Here is a 15,043-nt window from a genome sequence, read left to right as displayed (position 1 = left end):
AGCCTTCGGCCGCAGGCATCCTCACAGCGCTCGCGGTTCACCCGGAGATCGTTCGGCACCGGGTCCGCCGCTCGTCTCCCCCGGCCACCGCCGGCAGGTGCCCCCACGGGCGCACCCCGCCATACCCCCTCCGGTCGTGTGGGCGACTGGCGGCCGGACGAGGTGGGGGTCGGTCGTCCCTCACCCAGCCACCGCTGCGTGCCACCGCCATGCCGGGCAGGTGCGGCGCGTTGTGGGGTTGTGTCCGGCCTTCCCCGGCTACCACTGGGGGTGCCCTTACGCGTGCGGTGGATTGCCTGCCCGCACCCCCACCGGCCGTCGGGCGCAGGCGATACGGAGGGGCGGGGTCGGTGGGGGCACCCCGGCCGAAGGCTGGGGGAGGGCGGGCGGGCGGGAGAACCGCACCGTCGCAGGCGCAAGCACGACGGCGCCGCACACCGCGAACGGGCAACCCCTACCCCTTCACCGCCCCGGACATGATCCCGCCCACGATCTGCCTCCCCAGCAGCCCGAACACCACCAGCACCGGCACCGTCCCCAGCAGCGTGCCCGCCATGATCACCGACTGGTCGTGCACATACCCCCCGCCCAGTTGCCGCAGAGCGACCTGCACCGTGGGCTCCTGCGACGTGAGCGCGATGATCGGCCAGAAGAAGTCGTTCCAGGACGCCATGAACGTGAGCATCCCCAGCACCGCCATCCCCGGCCGGGCGATGGGCACGACGATGCTCCAGAAGATCCGCGCCGTCGAGGCGCCGTCGACCCGGCCCGCCTCGATCAGCTCGTCCGGAAGCGACTGCGCGAGGTACTGCCGCATGAAGAAGACCCCGAACGCCGAGACGAGCCCGGGGAGGATGACGGACTGGAGCTGGTTCACCCAGTGCAGCTCCGCGACGAGCATGAACAGCGGGATGACGCCCAGCTGGGGCGGGATCATCATCGTCCCGACCGTCAGGGCGACCAGCGCGTTGCGGCCCCGAAAGCGCAGTTTCGCGAAGGCGAACCCGGCGAGCGTGGAGCACAGGACCGTGCCGACCGTCACCGACCCCGACACGATGAGGGAGTTGAGCAGCGCCCTGCCGATGTCGGCCTGCTCCAGCACCTGCCGGAAGTTGTGCGTCAGGTTGCCGCCGGGCAGCAGTGACGGAGGGCTCGCGGCCAGCTCCGCGTTGGAGCGGGTCGCGGCGACGATCGTCCAGTAGAAGGGGAAGGCGGAGATCACCGCCGCGATGATCAGGATGGCGTAGGCGAGACGGCCGCCGTGATGCTGCCGGCCGGCCCGGGCCGAGCGCAGGCGGGGGACGGGGTGCGCGGTCCCGGCGTCGCGGCCGGGCCGCGGCCGTGTGAGGAGCGCGCTCATCGACGGGTCCCCTTCCGTGAGCGGCGCCGTGCCAGCGCGGTGTTGAGCAGCACGAGCAGGACGATGAGAAGGAACATCACCCAGGCGATGGCGGCGGCGCGGCCCAGGTGGAAGTAGCCCCAGCCCTGCTCGTACATGTAGAGGCCGAGGGTCTGGTACTGGTGGGAGATGCCGCCCGAGATGCTTCCCTCGAACAGCAGCGGTTCGCCGAAGAGCTGGGTGGCGCCGATCGTGGAGACGACGATCGTGAAGAGGATGGTGGGCCGCAGGCCGGGCAGCGTGACGTGGAGGAACTGACGCCACCGCGAGGCGCCGTCGAGTTCGGCGGCCTCGTACAGCTCCCCGGGGATGGACTGCATCCCGGCGAGGTAGATCAGCGCGTTGTAGCCCGTCCATCGCCAGGTGACGATCGTGGACACGGCGATCTGCGAGGCGACGGTCCCGGACTGCCAGTCGACGGGGCCGATGCCGGCCAGCCCGAGCAGCCAGTTGACCAGGCCGAAATCGCGGCCGAAGAGCTGGGAGAAGACCAGCGTCGCGGCCGCCACGGACGTGGCGTACGGCAGGAGCATCGTGACACGGAAGAAGGTCCGGCCGCGCAGCTTGTAGTTGAGCAGGTGGGCGAGGCCGAGCGCCATGAGCAGCTGCGGAACGGTGGAGACGATTCCGATGGTGAAGGTGTTGCGCAGCGCGGTCCAGAAGAAGCCGTCGCCGAGGAGCGCGGTGTAGTTGTCCAGGCCCCGCCATTCCATCTCGCCGGGGGTCTGGAGCTCGACGCGGTAGAGGGAGACATACGCGGTGTAGAGCAGCGGGAACAGGCCGAACGCGGCGAACAGCGCGAAGAACGGCGCGATGTAGGCGTACGGCGACAGCCGGGCGAGCAGTCGCCGCGGGGGCGCCGAGCGCGCCTGGGCTGCCGGGGGCCCGGGGGGCGGCACCGGCGCGGTGGCGGTCAGGGTCATGGGGGGGACCTTCGGGTCGGGGGCGTACCGGGGCGGGGCGGCCGGGCGCGCGGGACCTGGGGAGCGGTTCCGCGCACCCGGCGCCGGCGGGGCGGGGGCCGTCAGCCGACGGCGTTCTCGACGCCCTTCCTGGCGTGGCTCCACGCCGTCGCGGAGTCCGTGCCCTTGCGCTCGACCTCGCCGAGCGCGTTGGTGATCTGCTGGTTGACGTCACCGTCGTGCACGCCGAGCACCTGCACCGGTGAGGCCTCGGCGGCGGCGCCGAAGATCTGCCCGATGGGCGCGTCGCTGAAGTACGGGTCGGTGACCTCCTTGACGGACTCGATCGCCCCGACGTTGGAGGGGAAGCTGCCCTGCTTCTTGAAGAGCTTGGCCTGCTGCCGCGCGGCTGTCAGCCACTTGACCAGTGCGAAGGCCTCCTTGGCGTGCGCCGAGCCCTTGGGGACGGCCAGGTAGGACCCGCCCCAGTTGCCCGCGGCGCCGCCGGGGAGCGGGGCGACGTCCCACTTGCCCTTGCCGGCTTCACCGGCCTGGCCCTTGATGTAGCCCAGCATCCAGGCCGGGCAGCCGATGGTGGCGAAGGAGCCGCTGCTGAACGCCTGGTTCCAGGCGGGGGTCCACTGGGCGAGTTTGGCGCTCAGCCCGTCCTGGGCGGCCTTCACGGACAGGTCCCAGGCCGACTTGACCGCGGCGTTGTCGTCGTAGATCAGCTTGCCGGAGGCGTCGTAGTAACGCGCCTTCTCCTGGCCGACGATGACGGAGTAGAGGCTGCCGACGCTGTCGACCCAGGCGCTCTTGGCCCCGGCCTTCGCCTTGTACTGCTTGCCGAGCTCCAGGTAGCCGTCCCACGTGGACCACTTCTGCGCCAGCTCGGCGCGGTCGGTGGGCAGGCCGGCCCGTTCGAACAGGTCGGTGCGGTAGCAGATCGCCTCGGGGCCGACGTCGGTGCCCAGGCCGAGGATGCGGCCGTCGGAGGTGGTGGCGGCGGCCCACTTGGCGGCGGAGAAGTCCTCCTTGAGGTCCTTGGCCCCCAGGGCGCCCAGGTCCTCGAACTTGTCGGCCTGCTGCTGGGTGACCGACGCGATGCGGCCCACCTCGATGCCCTGGACGTCGGCGAGGCCGCCACCACCGGCGAGCCGGGTCTGCAGGGCCTTCCAGTAGTCGGCCTCGTTCTCGGTGCTGCTCTGCTTGATGGTGACGCCCGGGTGGAGCTTCTCGTACTCGTCGTACAGGCCGGCTTCCTTGTAGCCGAAGGTGCCGAACAGGTCGATGGTGATCGTGACCTTGCCGTCCTTGTCCGCGGACGTTCCGGTCGAGCCGGATCCGCAGGCGGCGAGGAGCGCCCCGGCGAGCGCGACCGCCCCGAGTCTGAGGGTGGCGCGTCTGGCGGCTCGGGCGATGGGCATGGAAGCCTCCCATGGCTTCGGGACGGGTGAGAGGACCCTCGGTTGCTGCTCTTGAGAGCGCTCTCAAGCGATGCCCAGGAGAGTGCCGTCGCAGCCGGTGATTCGTCAAGAGTCGAATGCATAACGGCCGGTGGGGCGGCCTCGGGTCCTGCGCGGTGCCATGCGACTCCACGCCTTGACGGCATGGCCCGCCGCTGTCATGACCCTCCGCGAGGCTCTCCGGACACCTTCGCCCGATCGCGCGGAAACGGTCGTGGCGGGGCGTGGAATTGGCATTCGCAGGGCTCAAGTATTCGTCCTCGGCCATGTCGTGTGATGGCCGGAAGGGCGTGTCGCAGGGCTGCTAGAAATTACCCGTCGGCGTGATGGTTCGTGCATGAGTACGGCTTTTCCGTGCCTCCCGTCCGTATGCCCGCGAGCCCGCCCGCCCGTATGCCCGAATAACCGCAGCAAGGGGAGCGATGACCTCGGCACCATCCGGTTTTGTGCCCGCCCGGAATGCCGCTCACGGTCTGCTCGGCCGTGCGCTGTCCAGGTGCCGCGACCAACGGGCCACCGGGGTGCTGCGCGTCCAGGGCAGCCCCGGTGGGGCCTTCCACCTGCTCGACGGCGCGGTCGTGGCCGTGGAGAGCCCCGGGGCGCCGGGGGTGGGTACCCTGCTCGTGCGCTCCGGGCGCATCGACGCCGACGAGTGGAACGCCGCTCATGACGCCGCCGGGACGAGGCTGTGGCCGGGCGCCGCGATCGCCGCCGCCGGCGGACGGCTCGGCACGGCCGAGTTCCAGGTGCTGCACACGATGGCCGTCCAGGACGCGGTCTTCGCCGTGCTGGCCGGACGCCTGGACAGCTGCGACTTCGACCCGGACACCACGGGGGCGCCGCCGGCCGCCCTGCCGCCGGGCCTGGCCCCCGGGGCCGAGCCGGAGGAACTGCTGGTGGAGGCGGGTCGCCGGCTCGCCGCACTGGCCGCGCTGCCGTGCCCGGTCGCCCCCGACCGCGATCGGGTCACCGCCGTGGGGCCGCCCGCGTGGGCGGACGAACCGCTGACCCCGGTGCGCCGCGAGATCCTCGGCTGCGCCAACGGACGGCGCAGTCCCCGGGACATCGCCTTCCTCATCGGCCGCGGGGTCTACACGATCACCGTGGAGGTCGCCCGGATGTGCGCCGAGGGCCTCGTCGAGGCCGTCCCGGCCCCGGTGCCCCAACCACTGCCGCCGCCTGCCCCGCCCTCGGCGCCGCCGCCCCCTGACCCGTTCGCCACGGTCCCGGCAGGGCCGGCGGGGCCCGCCGCGCCGCACCCTCGCCTCGCTCCCCCGGAGGGCGCCCCGGCCGTGTCCCGGTATCCGTCCGTACCGGAGTGGGAGCCGGGGGGCGTCGCTTTCGAGGCCCCGGCCGCCGAAGGGCTGCCCCGCCGTGAACCGGGCGCCAGCGGTATTCGCGAGGCGCTCGACGCCGGTCGCCCGCAATCCGGCTGGAAGGGATTTCTGCGGCCCCGCGGACGGAGCCGGACCGATTCCCCGTGACCGAATTCCCCGGGGACCGACGGAACAGACCGAAGGGAATTCAAGGAGGTGCACGTGCATGAATCATGACGCCCTGGTCGCCGAGATGCGCGCTCTGCGGGACAAGGTGGTCGGCGTCACCGACGCGGCCGTGGCGGCCGTCGACGGTCTGCTGATCGCCGCCGACACCGAGGACGCCATCGACCCCGACGGGCTCGCCGCGCTGGCCGCCGCCGGCCTCGGGCTCGCCCGGCGGATCGCCGCGGCGGCCCTGCGCGGCCCGCTCCGCAGGACCGTGACGTGCAGCAGCGGCGGGTACACCGCCGTGTACGCGGTCGGTGAGACCGCGCTCCTCGTCGTCGTGGGCGACGAGGGCATGAACGTCCCCCAGCTCCACCTGGAGGCCAGGTCCGCCGTCGAGCGCATCGGCGCGATCCTGCTCACGCCCGACCCCGCGCCCGATCCCGAAGGAGTCCTCGGATGACGACCGAAGTCCCCGCCCAGTCCGCAGAAGGAGTGCTGTGAGCACCACCGGAAAACGCCCGCACGGCAACCTGTCCGACCAGGTCATGGGCCTGGTGAAGAACCTGCGCCAGGAGGTCCCCGACTGCCTCGCCGCCGGAGTGGTCGACATGTCGACCGGCATGCTGCTGTCCGTCGACACCGTCGACAGCCATCCCCCGGAGGTCCTGGACCTGCTTGCCGCGGCGACCCTCGACCTCTTCCAGGGGCGCACGGTGGTGATGATCGAGGACGTCTTCAAGGAGCGCCGCGGGGTCACCAGCGACGCGCACTACTTCCAGGAGATCCTCGTCAACAGCGACAACCTGACCCACCTGTTCCTGCGCAACAACCAGAACGAGGACGTCGTCGCCGTCGTCGTCTGCCGCCGCTCGGTCAACGTGGGCATGCTCTTCGCCCAGGCCCGCCGTGTGGTCAAGGAGCACGGCACGCTCTGAGCCCCCGGACGGTCAGGCGCTGGCGCGCCGCACCAGCCGGGTCGGGGTGACGAGCGAGGACAGCGGACGGCCGCCGCTGTCCTCCGCCACCCGCCGCTCCAGGCCCCGGACGAGCAGTCTGACCATCAACCGGCCCATTTCCTCGATCTCCTGACGGATCGTCGTCAGTGGGGGATCGGCCTGCTCCGCCACCGAGGCCATGTCGTCGAAGCCGACGACCGCGACGTCCTCCGGCACCCGCCTGCCCCGCTCGCGCAGCACCCGCAGCGCACCGCAGGCCATCAGGTCCGAGGCGACGAAGACGGCGTCGACGTCGGGCGCCCGGTCCAGCAGCACCGCCGCGGCACGCGCCCCGCCCGCCTCGGAGAAGTCGCCCTCGACGACCAGCCGCGGGTCGGCGTCCATCAGGATGTCGTGGTAACCGTCGAGCCGGTCCACCGACGCGGTCTGGTCGAGGGGCCCGGTGACGGTCGCGATCCGTTGCCGTCCCAGCGAGACCAGGTGGCGTACCGCCTCGCGGGCGCCGCCGCGGTTGTCCGAGTCCACGTACAGCAGGCTGCGGTCCCCCTCGGCGCCCGGCCACCCGGGGCGCCCGCCGAAGACGGTGGGCAGCGCGATCCGGCGGATGATGCCGGGCAGCGGGTCCTCGGCGTGCAGCGAGAAGACCAGGGCGCCGTCCACGTGGCCGCCGGCCAGGTAGCGGCCGACGCGGTCGTAGTCGGCCGTGCCCTCGACCAGCAGCAGGACCAGCTGCGAGTCGTGGACCGCCAGCTCACGGCTGATGCCCAGCAGCTGCTGCGCGAAGAAGGGGTCCGCGAAGACCCGGGTCTCGGGCTCCGCGACGATGACGGCGACCGCCCCGGTGCGCCGGGTGACCAGCGAGCGGGCCGCCTGGTTGGGCACGTAGCCCAGCTCCTCGACGGCCTTGCGGACCCTCTCCACCAGTGCCTCGCGCACCCCCGTCCCGCCGTTCACGACCCGGGAGACGGTGGCCCGGGACACCCCGGCCCGTTCGGCGACGGCTTCGAGCGTCGGGCGCGCTCCGGAGATCTGGTCGGACAAGGGGTGCTCCTCTCGGGACGGGAACAGCGTAGTCCCTCCGGGAAGCGCGAAGAGAGCGCTCTCCCCGCAGCTCGGAGTCGGTTCTGAGAGCGCTCTCCGTTCTTTCCGGCGCCCGCCGGGCGGTCAGCGCACCGGGAAGCCGAAGGCGTAGCCCTGCTGCTTCAGCCAGGGCAGGATCTGCCGCAGCGCCTCGACGGTCTGCCCGCGGTTCCCGCCCGCGTCGTGGAACAGCACCGTCGGCCCGTTGGGGATCTCGTTCTTGACGGTGGCGACCAGCGCGGCGGTCCCCGGCTGTTTGAAGTCCTCGGAGTCCACGTTCCAGCCCAGCGGGCGCATGCCGCGGGAGGCCGCCAGCTGGCGGCTGTACGGGGTGAAGGCGCCGCCCGGAGCGCGGTAGTACATCGGCCGGACGCCGCCCGAAGCCTCGGTGATCATGCGTGCGGCGTCCAGGACCTCCTTCGCCTGGTACTCCCGCGGCTTGCCGGCCATCGTCGTGTCGTGCGTGACGGAGTGGTCGCACAGCCGGTGCCCGGCGGCCACCACCGCCTTCACCAGGCCGGGGTGGGCCTGGGCCTGCGTGCCGACCATGCAGAAGGTCGCCTTCACGCCGTTGTCCTCCAGCACCTGGAGGATCCGCGGGGTCCATCGCGGGTCGGGGCCGTCGTCGATGGTGATGTTGACGCCACGGGGCCCCTTGTCGGAGGCGTGCGCGATGTCCATGTTCACCACGGGGGCGGGCAGTCCGGCGTCCGGCACGGAGGTCTGCCCGGGTATGGGACGGGGCTTGGCGGACGCGGAGGGCTTCACCGGGTGTTCCGCCGCCTGCCGCCCGCCGGCGGTGCCGGCCTGGGCGGTCCACACCGACGCCAGCGCGGCCACCCCCGCCAGGCCCAGTGCCGCCGCCAGCACGCGGCCGTTCGTCCCCCGCATCCCGCTCCACCCCATGTCCGCCCCGATCCCCGTGTTCCAAGTCCGTACGTGCACAGGGGAGGACGGGGGCCGGGGCGCCGGGGATCCGGCTGTTACGGAGCTCTGACAATTCCGCCGGAGGACGGCGACGCGGCGGCCCGCCGGGCCTACGAGGTGAGGACGGCCCCCAGCCACGCCCCGGCGACCAGTAGGCAGGCGAAGAGCTCGGCCAGCAGCGCCGTTCCGGCGGCCCGCATGGCCGTACGGGTGGAGGACCAGGCAGCGCCGTGGCTGCCGAGCCGCATCCGCTCGCCGCCGTAGAGGGAGAGGGCGAAACCGGCCGGCGCACCCACGACCGGCAGCAGGAAGAAGCCGGCGACGGCGCACAGTCCGGCGACGAGGAAGGCCCGCCGGGGCACCCCTGCGTCCCGCACCGACCGGGTGGGCAGCAGCAGTTGGACGGCCTGGTTGAGCAGCAGCACGGCGGTGGCCGCCGCCAGGACGCCCCAGGACAACGAGGTGTGCAGATGGGTCGCCCACCACAGGACCGCGGCCCAGCACATCAGCGGGCCCGGCGCGCCCGGCACCAGTACGCCCAGCAGTCCGGACAGCATGACGGCACCGATCAGGCACAGCTGTCCGGTCCCCATGGGCCCAGCGTGCCCGAAGCCGGGCCCGGCGTCCCTCGGTTTTCCGGTCTCGCCGGCGGCGCCCCAAGGCCGCGCGCCTCAGGCGGGGGCGCGCTCCACCCAGCCCCGCTCGTGGGCGTGCCAGCCCAGTTGCAGCCGGGTGGTCACCTCGGCGAGCTCCATCAGCCGCTTCACCCGGCGCTGCACCGTCCGCAGTCCCAGCTCCAGCTGCTTGGCGACGCTGGCGTCGGTGAGCCCGGCCAGCAGCAGTGACAGGATCTGCAGGTCGACGGCGTCGGGAGCATCGGGTGGCTCCTCCCGCAGGGTGCCCCCGGTGTCCAGGCGGATCGGCAGGGCCTCGCGCCAGACGCTCTCGAACAGTGCCATCAGCGAGTCCAGCAGCCCGCTGCCGTGGACGACCAGCGCGGCGGGGCCGCCCGCGTCCCGGGCCATGGGCACCATCGCCAGCGAGCGGTCGGCCAGCACCAGCTTGGTCGGGACCCGGTCCACCACCCGCACCTGTTCCTCACGGCCGAGCGCCGCCGTGAGTCCGGTGATGCCGTCGGGTCCGCTGATGACCTCGCGCTCGATGACCACGCGGTAGGTCACCCCGCGTTCGGCGGCGCGCTTCTCGGCGGTGTTCTCCATCCCCGACACCACCATCGGGGTGCCCGTCACGAGGGCACAGACCTCCTTCTCCGCGGCCAGCTGGAGCTGGTTGAAGCGGTGCGCCACGGCGCTCGCCCCGGTCACGACCTCCACCAGGTCGTGCGCCGACGCTTCCGCCGCCTCGCCCCGGTACTCCTGCGCCAGCACGGCGGCCGTCAGTTCGGCCTGTTCCAGCTGGTGCCGCCGCTCGGTGAGCAGGGCGCCCAGCGCCACCGTGGGCGGGGCGGCCACCCAGCGGCCGGGCCGGGCGGAGGACCGCGCGACCAGCCCCTGCCGCTCCAGCAGCCGAAGTACCCTGGCGGCCTGATCCTCGGGCATGCCGAGCCGGTGCGAGAGGTCGACGACCTCGGCGGCTCCCAGCCCCACGAGGACGCGGTACGCCGCCTCCTGGGCATCGTCCAGCCCTATGGCACCGAGCACGGGCACCCCTTCCGATCCCGAGAACGCAACACGCGGACATGGCGGAAATGAGCCATGGCGTAATCCCGCCGCCCGCCATCATCCCTGCTCGAACCCCTGTCCTGGCAAGGTGTCCCTACTGGATCGTCCGACGTGCGGCCCGAGGAGGGGGCCGGCCGCCCGTCGGACCATTCGCGTGCCCGAACCCTGTTTCGCCGTGCGCCCGCCGGTGGACAATAGGGGCATGAGTCAGCAGGGGGAGACGGACCGCCGCCAAGAGGACGAGTGGTGGCGGCAGTTGTACGGGCAGTCCGACCCCGGCGGCCGGGAGGCCGGCGACACGCTCGACGACCGCTACAGCTCGGCGCTCTCCGCGCTCGGCGAGGAGGCGGACGACGGCGGCGCGGTGTCGCGGCAGGCCGGCCGGCAGGACACGGCCCCGGCCGCGCCCGGTGACACCCGGCAGGCCGGCACCGGACCGCCCGCGGCCCCGGGCGGCGATGCCGCGGGCGGCGGCGACACGTCCGCGGACGACAGCGGCCCGCCCGACACCCTGCGGCTGCGCCGTCCCGCCCCGCCCCCGGCCACCGCCCCGCGCCCCTGGCAGTACCAGGGCCCGCCCCAGACCCCGGCGGCGCCCGAACCGGCCTCGCCGCCGCCCGGACTGCCACCGGGCTGGGCCCCCGCGGACCCCGCCCCGGATCCGGCGCGGTCCGCGGCGCCATCGGCCACCGCGGCGCCCGCGCCCCCGGCCGGCCTGCCGGAGCCGACCCTCGCCGAGGCGCCGTACGTCGGCGACGGCCCGCCCACGTACGACCCCGAGCCGACCGCCTGGCCGGCGGCCGACCCGGACGACCTCGACGGCCTCGTCCCGGACTCCGAGCTCGACGGCGCCCACTACGGCCTGCTGACGGTCCGTACGGCCTCGGTGCGCGGTGACTCCGCCCGCTACCGGGGCGAGCCGCGCCGCGACGCCGTGCTGACCGCGCGGTTCGGCAGCGGCGACGACGCCCTGCTGTTCATCGCCGTCGCCAGCGGCCCGCGCACCTCGGACACCGCCCACCGCGCCGCCCGTGACGCCTGCACCTGGATCGCGGCGGCGGTGGGCCGCAGCCAGGCCCGGCTCAGCGAGGACATCCGTGCCTCCCGCCGGGGCTCCCTGAAGTCCGGGCTGCACCGGCTCACCGACCGCGCTTACGGACGGCTTCGCGCCCGCGGCGAGGACCTGGGCCTGGACCCGGCCGAGTACAGCGCCACCCTCCGCTGCCTGCTGCTGCCCGCCGGCCCCGACTGCCGCATCCGGCTCTTCTTCGGCGTCGGCGACGGCGGGCTCTACCGCATCCGCGGCGGCGAGTGGCAGGACCTGGACCCCTGGCGGCCCGACGAGCGCGCGGAGACCGAGGACAGCCCGGCCATACACTTCCGCTTCCGCGCCTCCGTGGCCCGCTCCGGCGACACCCTGCTGCTGTGCAGCGGTGGTCTGGCCGCGCCGCTGCGCGGCGAGCCCGCCCTCGTCGCCCGCCTGACGCAGCGTTGGGGTGCCGCCGAGCCCCCGGGCCTGCCGGCCTTCCTCGGCGATACCCAGACCCGGGTCAAGGGCTACGCCGACGACCGTACGGCGGTCGCCGTCTGGGACGCCTGACGCGGCCCTGGAGTCAGCCGCAGCGTCAGGATCTGGAACGGGCGCAGCACGACGGCCACCGTGTCGCCGTCGCGTTCGGCGTCCTCCAGCGGCCGCTCCAGCAGGTCTGTGATCCGGGCGCCGGTGAGCGGGAAGCCCGTGGTGAGCGCGCCCGAGGCGCGGTCGCCCCGCGACTCGTACACGCGCACCACCACGTCGCCGGAGCGGTCGTCGGCGAGCTTTGCCGACTCCACGGTGATGCCGGGATGACCGACCCGCAGCAGCGGCCGCACCGGTGGCAGTGAACCGGCCTGCCGCAAGGGCAGGTTGAGCGCGAGTCCGGCCGCGACCGCGTCGCCCACCGTCGCGCCGGGCAGCAGGGCGTAGGTGAAGCGGTGCGTGCCCTGGTCGGTGTGCGGGTCGGGGCTGTGTGGGGCGCGCAGCAGGGTGAGCCGGACGGTGGTGTCGGTGCCCGAGCGGCCCGCGTCGTGGCCGTAGGTGGAGTCGTTGAGCAGCGCGACCCCGTAGCCGGGCTCGCCGACGTGCAGCCAGCGGTGGGCGCAGACCTCGAACCGGGCCGCGTCCCAGCCGGTGTTGGTGTGGGTGGGGCGGTGCACATGCCCGAACTGGATCTCGGCGGCGGAGCGCTCGGCGAGCACGTCCAGCGGGAAAGAGGCCTTCAGCACCTTCTCCGACTCGTGCCAGTCGATCTCCGTGAGCACCTCCAGCCGGCGGCTGCCGGCGGTCAGCCGCAGCTCCTGGACGATCCGGCTGCCGCCGAAGACCCGTACCACCCGGACGACAGCCCGCAGGGGCCCCTCCTCGACGAGCTCGAGGGACTGCGCCGACGTCAGGTCGGTGTGCCTGCGGCGGTAGTGGCGGTCGATGTCCCAGGCGTCCCACTTGGTGGGGTGGTCGGGGTGCAGCTGCAGCAGGTTGCCGCGCGCCCCCGGCGCCAGCACCTCCCGGCCGGCGGCCAGGTCGCGGACGGAGGCCAGCAGCCCGTCCGCGTCGACCGCGACCCGCAGCAGGCCGTTGCCGAGACGGCCAGTTCGGCGGTGTCGAAGCGATAGAGCGGCTCCGGCCCGGCGGTCAGGACGTCGCCCAGCGGGTTCGGCCGCCAGTCGCGCAGCACGGCGGGGTTGGCCGCGGCCTCCAGCAACAGCCCCACCCGTTCGCCCCCGGCGGCGGGAGCGGCCACCGGGACGTGGCGGTTGAGCGGGTTGATGCCCTTGATCGGCACGCCCTCGGCGTCGTACACCATCCCCTCGGCCACGAAGCCCGGGCCGTCGTTGCCGAACCCCGGGTCGATCACGGCCTCGACCCGGCGGCCGGCCCAGGCCGACGGAACCGTGCCCTCCAGCCGGAACCAGCTGGTCGACCACGGCGGCCCCCAGGACGTGCCCACGGTGAACGGTTCGAACGACCCGTTCGACCAGGCCTTCAGTGCCTCGCCCACCGGCAACGGCTCACCTCGCCGGTCCTCCACATGCCACACGGACATGCCCAGTGGCACCCGGCCGGCGTAGCGGGCGGGCCGGACGAACTGATTCATGGCTCTGGTCAGACGGCCCTCGACCAGCAGACGGTCGTCGTGCATCTCAGCTCCTCGGGTCGGCTCACCGGATGGATTCCCCGTCAATGCGGTGATGTCCCGTAACGCCCGGAAGGCGGACAGGGTTTTCGGGGCATGAGAAAAATCGCGCGTCCCGGCGGTCCCTCCCGGCGCAGATTGCTCGGTGTCGCCGCCCGGCTCGCCCCGCTCGCCGCCGTCCCCTCGGTGTCCCTGCCCGGGCCGGCGGCGGCCGCCAGCGACCCGTACGCGGCCCTCGCCCGCGAGTCCGTCACCGAGTTCCGCAGCGCGTGGGACGCCTACCGCAGACTCGCCTGGGGACGCGACGAGTTGCGGCCGGTCGCCGGTGCCGGCTCGGACTTCTTCATCCCGGGCAGCACCCTGGGCCTGACGATCATCGAGGCGCTGGACACCCTCTACCTGATGGAGCTGGACGAGGAGCTGGACGCCGGGGTCCAGTGGGTGCGCGACGACCTCGTGCTCGCCCAGGACGCCCCCGTGCAGGTCTTCGAGACCATCATCCGCCTGGTCGGGGGGCTGCTCTCGGGGCACCTGGCCACCAAGGACCCGGTCCTGCTCGACCGCGCCCGCGAACTGGCGGACCGGCTGCTGCCCGCCTTCACCCGGTCGCCCACCGGGGCCCCCTACCGTTACGTGAACCTGGCCACCGGCGCGGTCTCCGGCAAGGAGAACTACCTCGCCGAGATCGGCACCTGCATCACCGAGTTCGGCGAGCTGTCCCGGCTCACCGGCGACCGGAAGTACTACGACGCCGCGAAGAAGGCCCTGCGCGCCGTCTACGACCGGCGCTCGCGGCTGAACCTGCTCGGCACCGGCATGAACGTCGAGACCGGCGCCTGGACCGGCACCACCGCCACCCTCGACCCGCCCGTCGACTCCTTCTACGAGTACCTCTGGGACGGCTGGGAGCTGTACCGGGACGAGGAGCTGCGCACCTGGTACACCACGCTCACCGCAGCCGTCCTCCGGCACCTGACCGAGCGCCGCTCCGGACGGCTCTGGTTCCGCCAGGCCGACATGCGCACGGGCGCCACCACCGGGCACGCGCAGTCCGAACTGACCGCCTTCTACGCCGGACTGCTCGCACAGAGCGGCCGTGTCGCCGAGGGCGAGGCCTACCACGACAGCTGGGCCGCCGCCCTGGGCGCCTTCCGCCTGCCGCCCGAGAGCCTCGACTACCACGGACTGCGCGCCCTGGACGCCTCCTACCCGCTGCGCCCGGAGTATGTGGACTCCTGTCTCTTCCTGTGGCTCGCCACGGGAAAGGACCTCTACCGGCAGCGGGCAGCCGAGATGTTCCGGCGGCAGAAGCAGTACTGCAAGGTGGCCGGCGGGTACACCGTGGTGCGCGACGTGACCGCTCGTCCCATGAAGCTCGGCGACCTGACCCCGGCCTACTGGTTCAGCGAGAACGCCAAGTACTACCACCTGCTGTTCGCCCGGGCGCGCCGCTTCGACTACCGCTCCAACTACCTCACCACCGAGGGCAACGTCCTGCGCGGACTGCGCTGATCCGGGGCCGCGGCCGGGCCGGGGCCGAAGGAGGCTAGCCGCCCGCCGCGACGGTGACCTCCGCCTCGTGGTGCACGGGGAAGCCGACGGAGTTGGCGATGAAGCACAACCGGTGGGCGTCGGCGTGCAGCTTGACGGCGGCGTCCAGCATGGCGGCGGAGGCCACCTCCACCCGGGGCCGCAACAGGGCCCGCGTGAAGTGGCCGCCGCCGTCGGCGGTCTCCTCCATCGTGCCCTCCGCCCGGTCGGTGTAGGAGGTGACCACCACCTCGGCGACGGTGCACACGTGCAGATAGGACAGCATGTGGCACTGCGACAGCGCGGCGAGCAGCAGCTGTTCGGGGTTCCAGCGGGCGGGGTCGCCACGGAAGGCGGGGTCCGAGCTGCCGGGTATCGGCGGCACGGGCAGACCGGGCGCGCCGATCTCGTGCTCCCGGCCGTACCCGCGGTGTGCTGGTG

13 protein-coding genes and 2 pseudogenes are annotated in these 15,043 nt (G+C 73.2%); 5 read left to right on the top strand and 10 right to left on the bottom strand.

Features of this window, described 5'->3' with window-relative positions; genetic code table 11:
• Positions 1–454: 454 nt before the first annotated feature.
• The 3 genes from AC3EUJ_RS25925 to AC3EUJ_RS25915 form a co-directional block, all read right to left on the bottom strand.
• A complete protein-coding gene (locus AC3EUJ_RS25925; RefSeq protein WP_431965327.1) occupies positions 455–1,360 on the bottom strand; it encodes a carbohydrate ABC transporter permease in 906 nt (301 codons plus the stop codon).
• The gene (locus tag AC3EUJ_RS25920; protein ID WP_431965325.1) at positions 1,357–2,322 is read right to left on the bottom strand and encodes a carbohydrate ABC transporter permease; all 966 of its coding nucleotides are present in this window, start codon (positions 2,320–2,322) and stop codon (positions 1,357–1,359) included. Before AC3EUJ_RS25920 ends, AC3EUJ_RS25925 begins: the two co-directional genes overlap by 4 nt.
• Positions 2,323–2,423: 101 nt before the next feature.
• A complete protein-coding gene (locus tag AC3EUJ_RS25915) occupies positions 2,424–3,728 on the bottom strand; it encodes an ABC transporter substrate-binding protein (protein ID WP_431965323.1) in 1,305 nt (434 codons plus the stop codon).
• A gap of 461 nt (positions 3,729–4,189) precedes the next feature.
• Between AC3EUJ_RS25915 and AC3EUJ_RS25910 the strand changes: the two genes are divergently transcribed.
• The 3 genes from AC3EUJ_RS25910 (at position 4,190) to AC3EUJ_RS25900 (ending at position 6,189) form a co-directional block, all read left to right on the top strand.
• Entirely contained in the window at positions 4,190–5,251 is a 1,062-nt protein-coding gene (locus AC3EUJ_RS25910; RefSeq protein WP_431965321.1) for a MarR family transcriptional regulator, read from the top strand.
• Positions 5,252–5,309: 58 nt separating this feature from the next.
• Positions 5,310–5,714 (top strand): roadblock/LC7 domain-containing protein, encoded by a 405-nt coding sequence (locus tag AC3EUJ_RS25905; RefSeq protein WP_431965319.1) that lies wholly within the window; start codon positions 5,310–5,312, stop codon positions 5,712–5,714.
• Between the two features lie 85 nt (positions 5,715–5,799).
• Positions 5,800–6,189 (top strand): hypothetical protein, encoded by a 390-nt coding sequence (locus tag AC3EUJ_RS25900; RefSeq protein WP_431965392.1) that lies wholly within the window; start codon positions 5,800–5,802, stop codon positions 6,187–6,189.
• A 12-nt stretch (positions 6,190–6,201) separates the two neighbouring features.
• On the opposite strand, the gene AC3EUJ_RS25895 is transcribed toward AC3EUJ_RS25900, so the two are convergent.
• The 4 genes from AC3EUJ_RS25895 to AC3EUJ_RS25880 all read right to left on the bottom strand — a co-directional run bounded on the left by AC3EUJ_RS25895 (position 6,202) and on the right by AC3EUJ_RS25880 (position 9,878).
• Complete coding sequence (locus tag AC3EUJ_RS25895) at positions 6,202–7,251, bottom strand: LacI family DNA-binding transcriptional regulator (RefSeq protein WP_431965317.1); 1,050 nt, start codon at positions 7,249–7,251, stop codon at positions 6,202–6,204.
• A 123-nt stretch (positions 7,252–7,374) separates the two neighbouring features.
• A complete protein-coding gene (locus AC3EUJ_RS25890; protein ID WP_431965315.1) occupies positions 7,375–8,196 on the bottom strand; it encodes a polysaccharide deacetylase family protein in 822 nt (273 codons plus the stop codon).
• Positions 8,197–8,327: 131 nt separating this feature from the next.
• Positions 8,328–8,810, bottom strand: a complete 483-nt coding sequence (locus AC3EUJ_RS25885; RefSeq protein ID WP_431965313.1) for a DUF456 domain-containing protein — start codon at positions 8,808–8,810, stop codon at positions 8,328–8,330.
• Between the two features lie 78 nt (positions 8,811–8,888).
• Complete coding sequence (locus AC3EUJ_RS25880; protein ID WP_431965311.1) at positions 8,889–9,878, bottom strand: helix-turn-helix domain-containing protein; 990 nt, start codon at positions 9,876–9,878, stop codon at positions 8,889–8,891.
• Between the two features lie 223 nt (positions 9,879–10,101).
• On the opposite strand from AC3EUJ_RS25880, the gene AC3EUJ_RS25875 reads away from it, so the two are divergent.
• Positions 10,102–11,499 (top strand): protein phosphatase 2C domain-containing protein, encoded by a 1,398-nt coding sequence (locus AC3EUJ_RS25875; RefSeq protein ID WP_431965309.1) that lies wholly within the window; start codon positions 10,102–10,104, stop codon positions 11,497–11,499.
• On the opposite strand, the pseudogene AC3EUJ_RS25870 reads toward AC3EUJ_RS25875, so the two are convergent.
• Positions 11,457–12,521 (bottom strand): annotated as a pseudogene (locus AC3EUJ_RS25870) (glycoside hydrolase family 38 C-terminal domain-containing protein); the annotation flags it as partial. The gene AC3EUJ_RS25875 and the pseudogene AC3EUJ_RS25870 sit on opposite strands and share 43 nt — an antisense overlap.
• A gap of 62 nt (positions 12,522–12,583) precedes the next feature.
• Positions 12,584–12,982, bottom strand: a pseudogene (locus tag AC3EUJ_RS25865) (alpha-mannosidase); the annotation flags it as partial.
• Positions 12,983–13,168: 186 nt separating this feature from the next.
• On the opposite strand from AC3EUJ_RS25865, the gene AC3EUJ_RS25860 reads away from it, so the two are divergent.
• Positions 13,169–14,584, top strand: coding sequence for a glycoside hydrolase family 47 protein (locus AC3EUJ_RS25860; protein WP_431965307.1), 1,416 nt, complete (start codon positions 13,169–13,171; stop codon positions 14,582–14,584).
• Between the two features lie 34 nt (positions 14,585–14,618).
• Here AC3EUJ_RS25860 and AC3EUJ_RS25855 read toward each other — a convergent pair whose 3' ends face one another.
• Positions 14,619–14,987 carry an OsmC family protein gene (locus AC3EUJ_RS25855; protein ID WP_431965305.1) on the bottom strand — a complete coding sequence of 123 codons (369 nt, stop codon included), beginning with the start codon at positions 14,985–14,987 and terminating at the stop codon, positions 14,619–14,621.
• Positions 14,988–15,043 lie beyond the last annotated feature (56 nt).

The organism is Actinacidiphila sp. bgisy160 (genome assembly GCF_057707815.1).
Note: the sequence above shows the minus strand (reverse complement) of the source record. Positions and strands in the feature narration are given on the sequence as shown.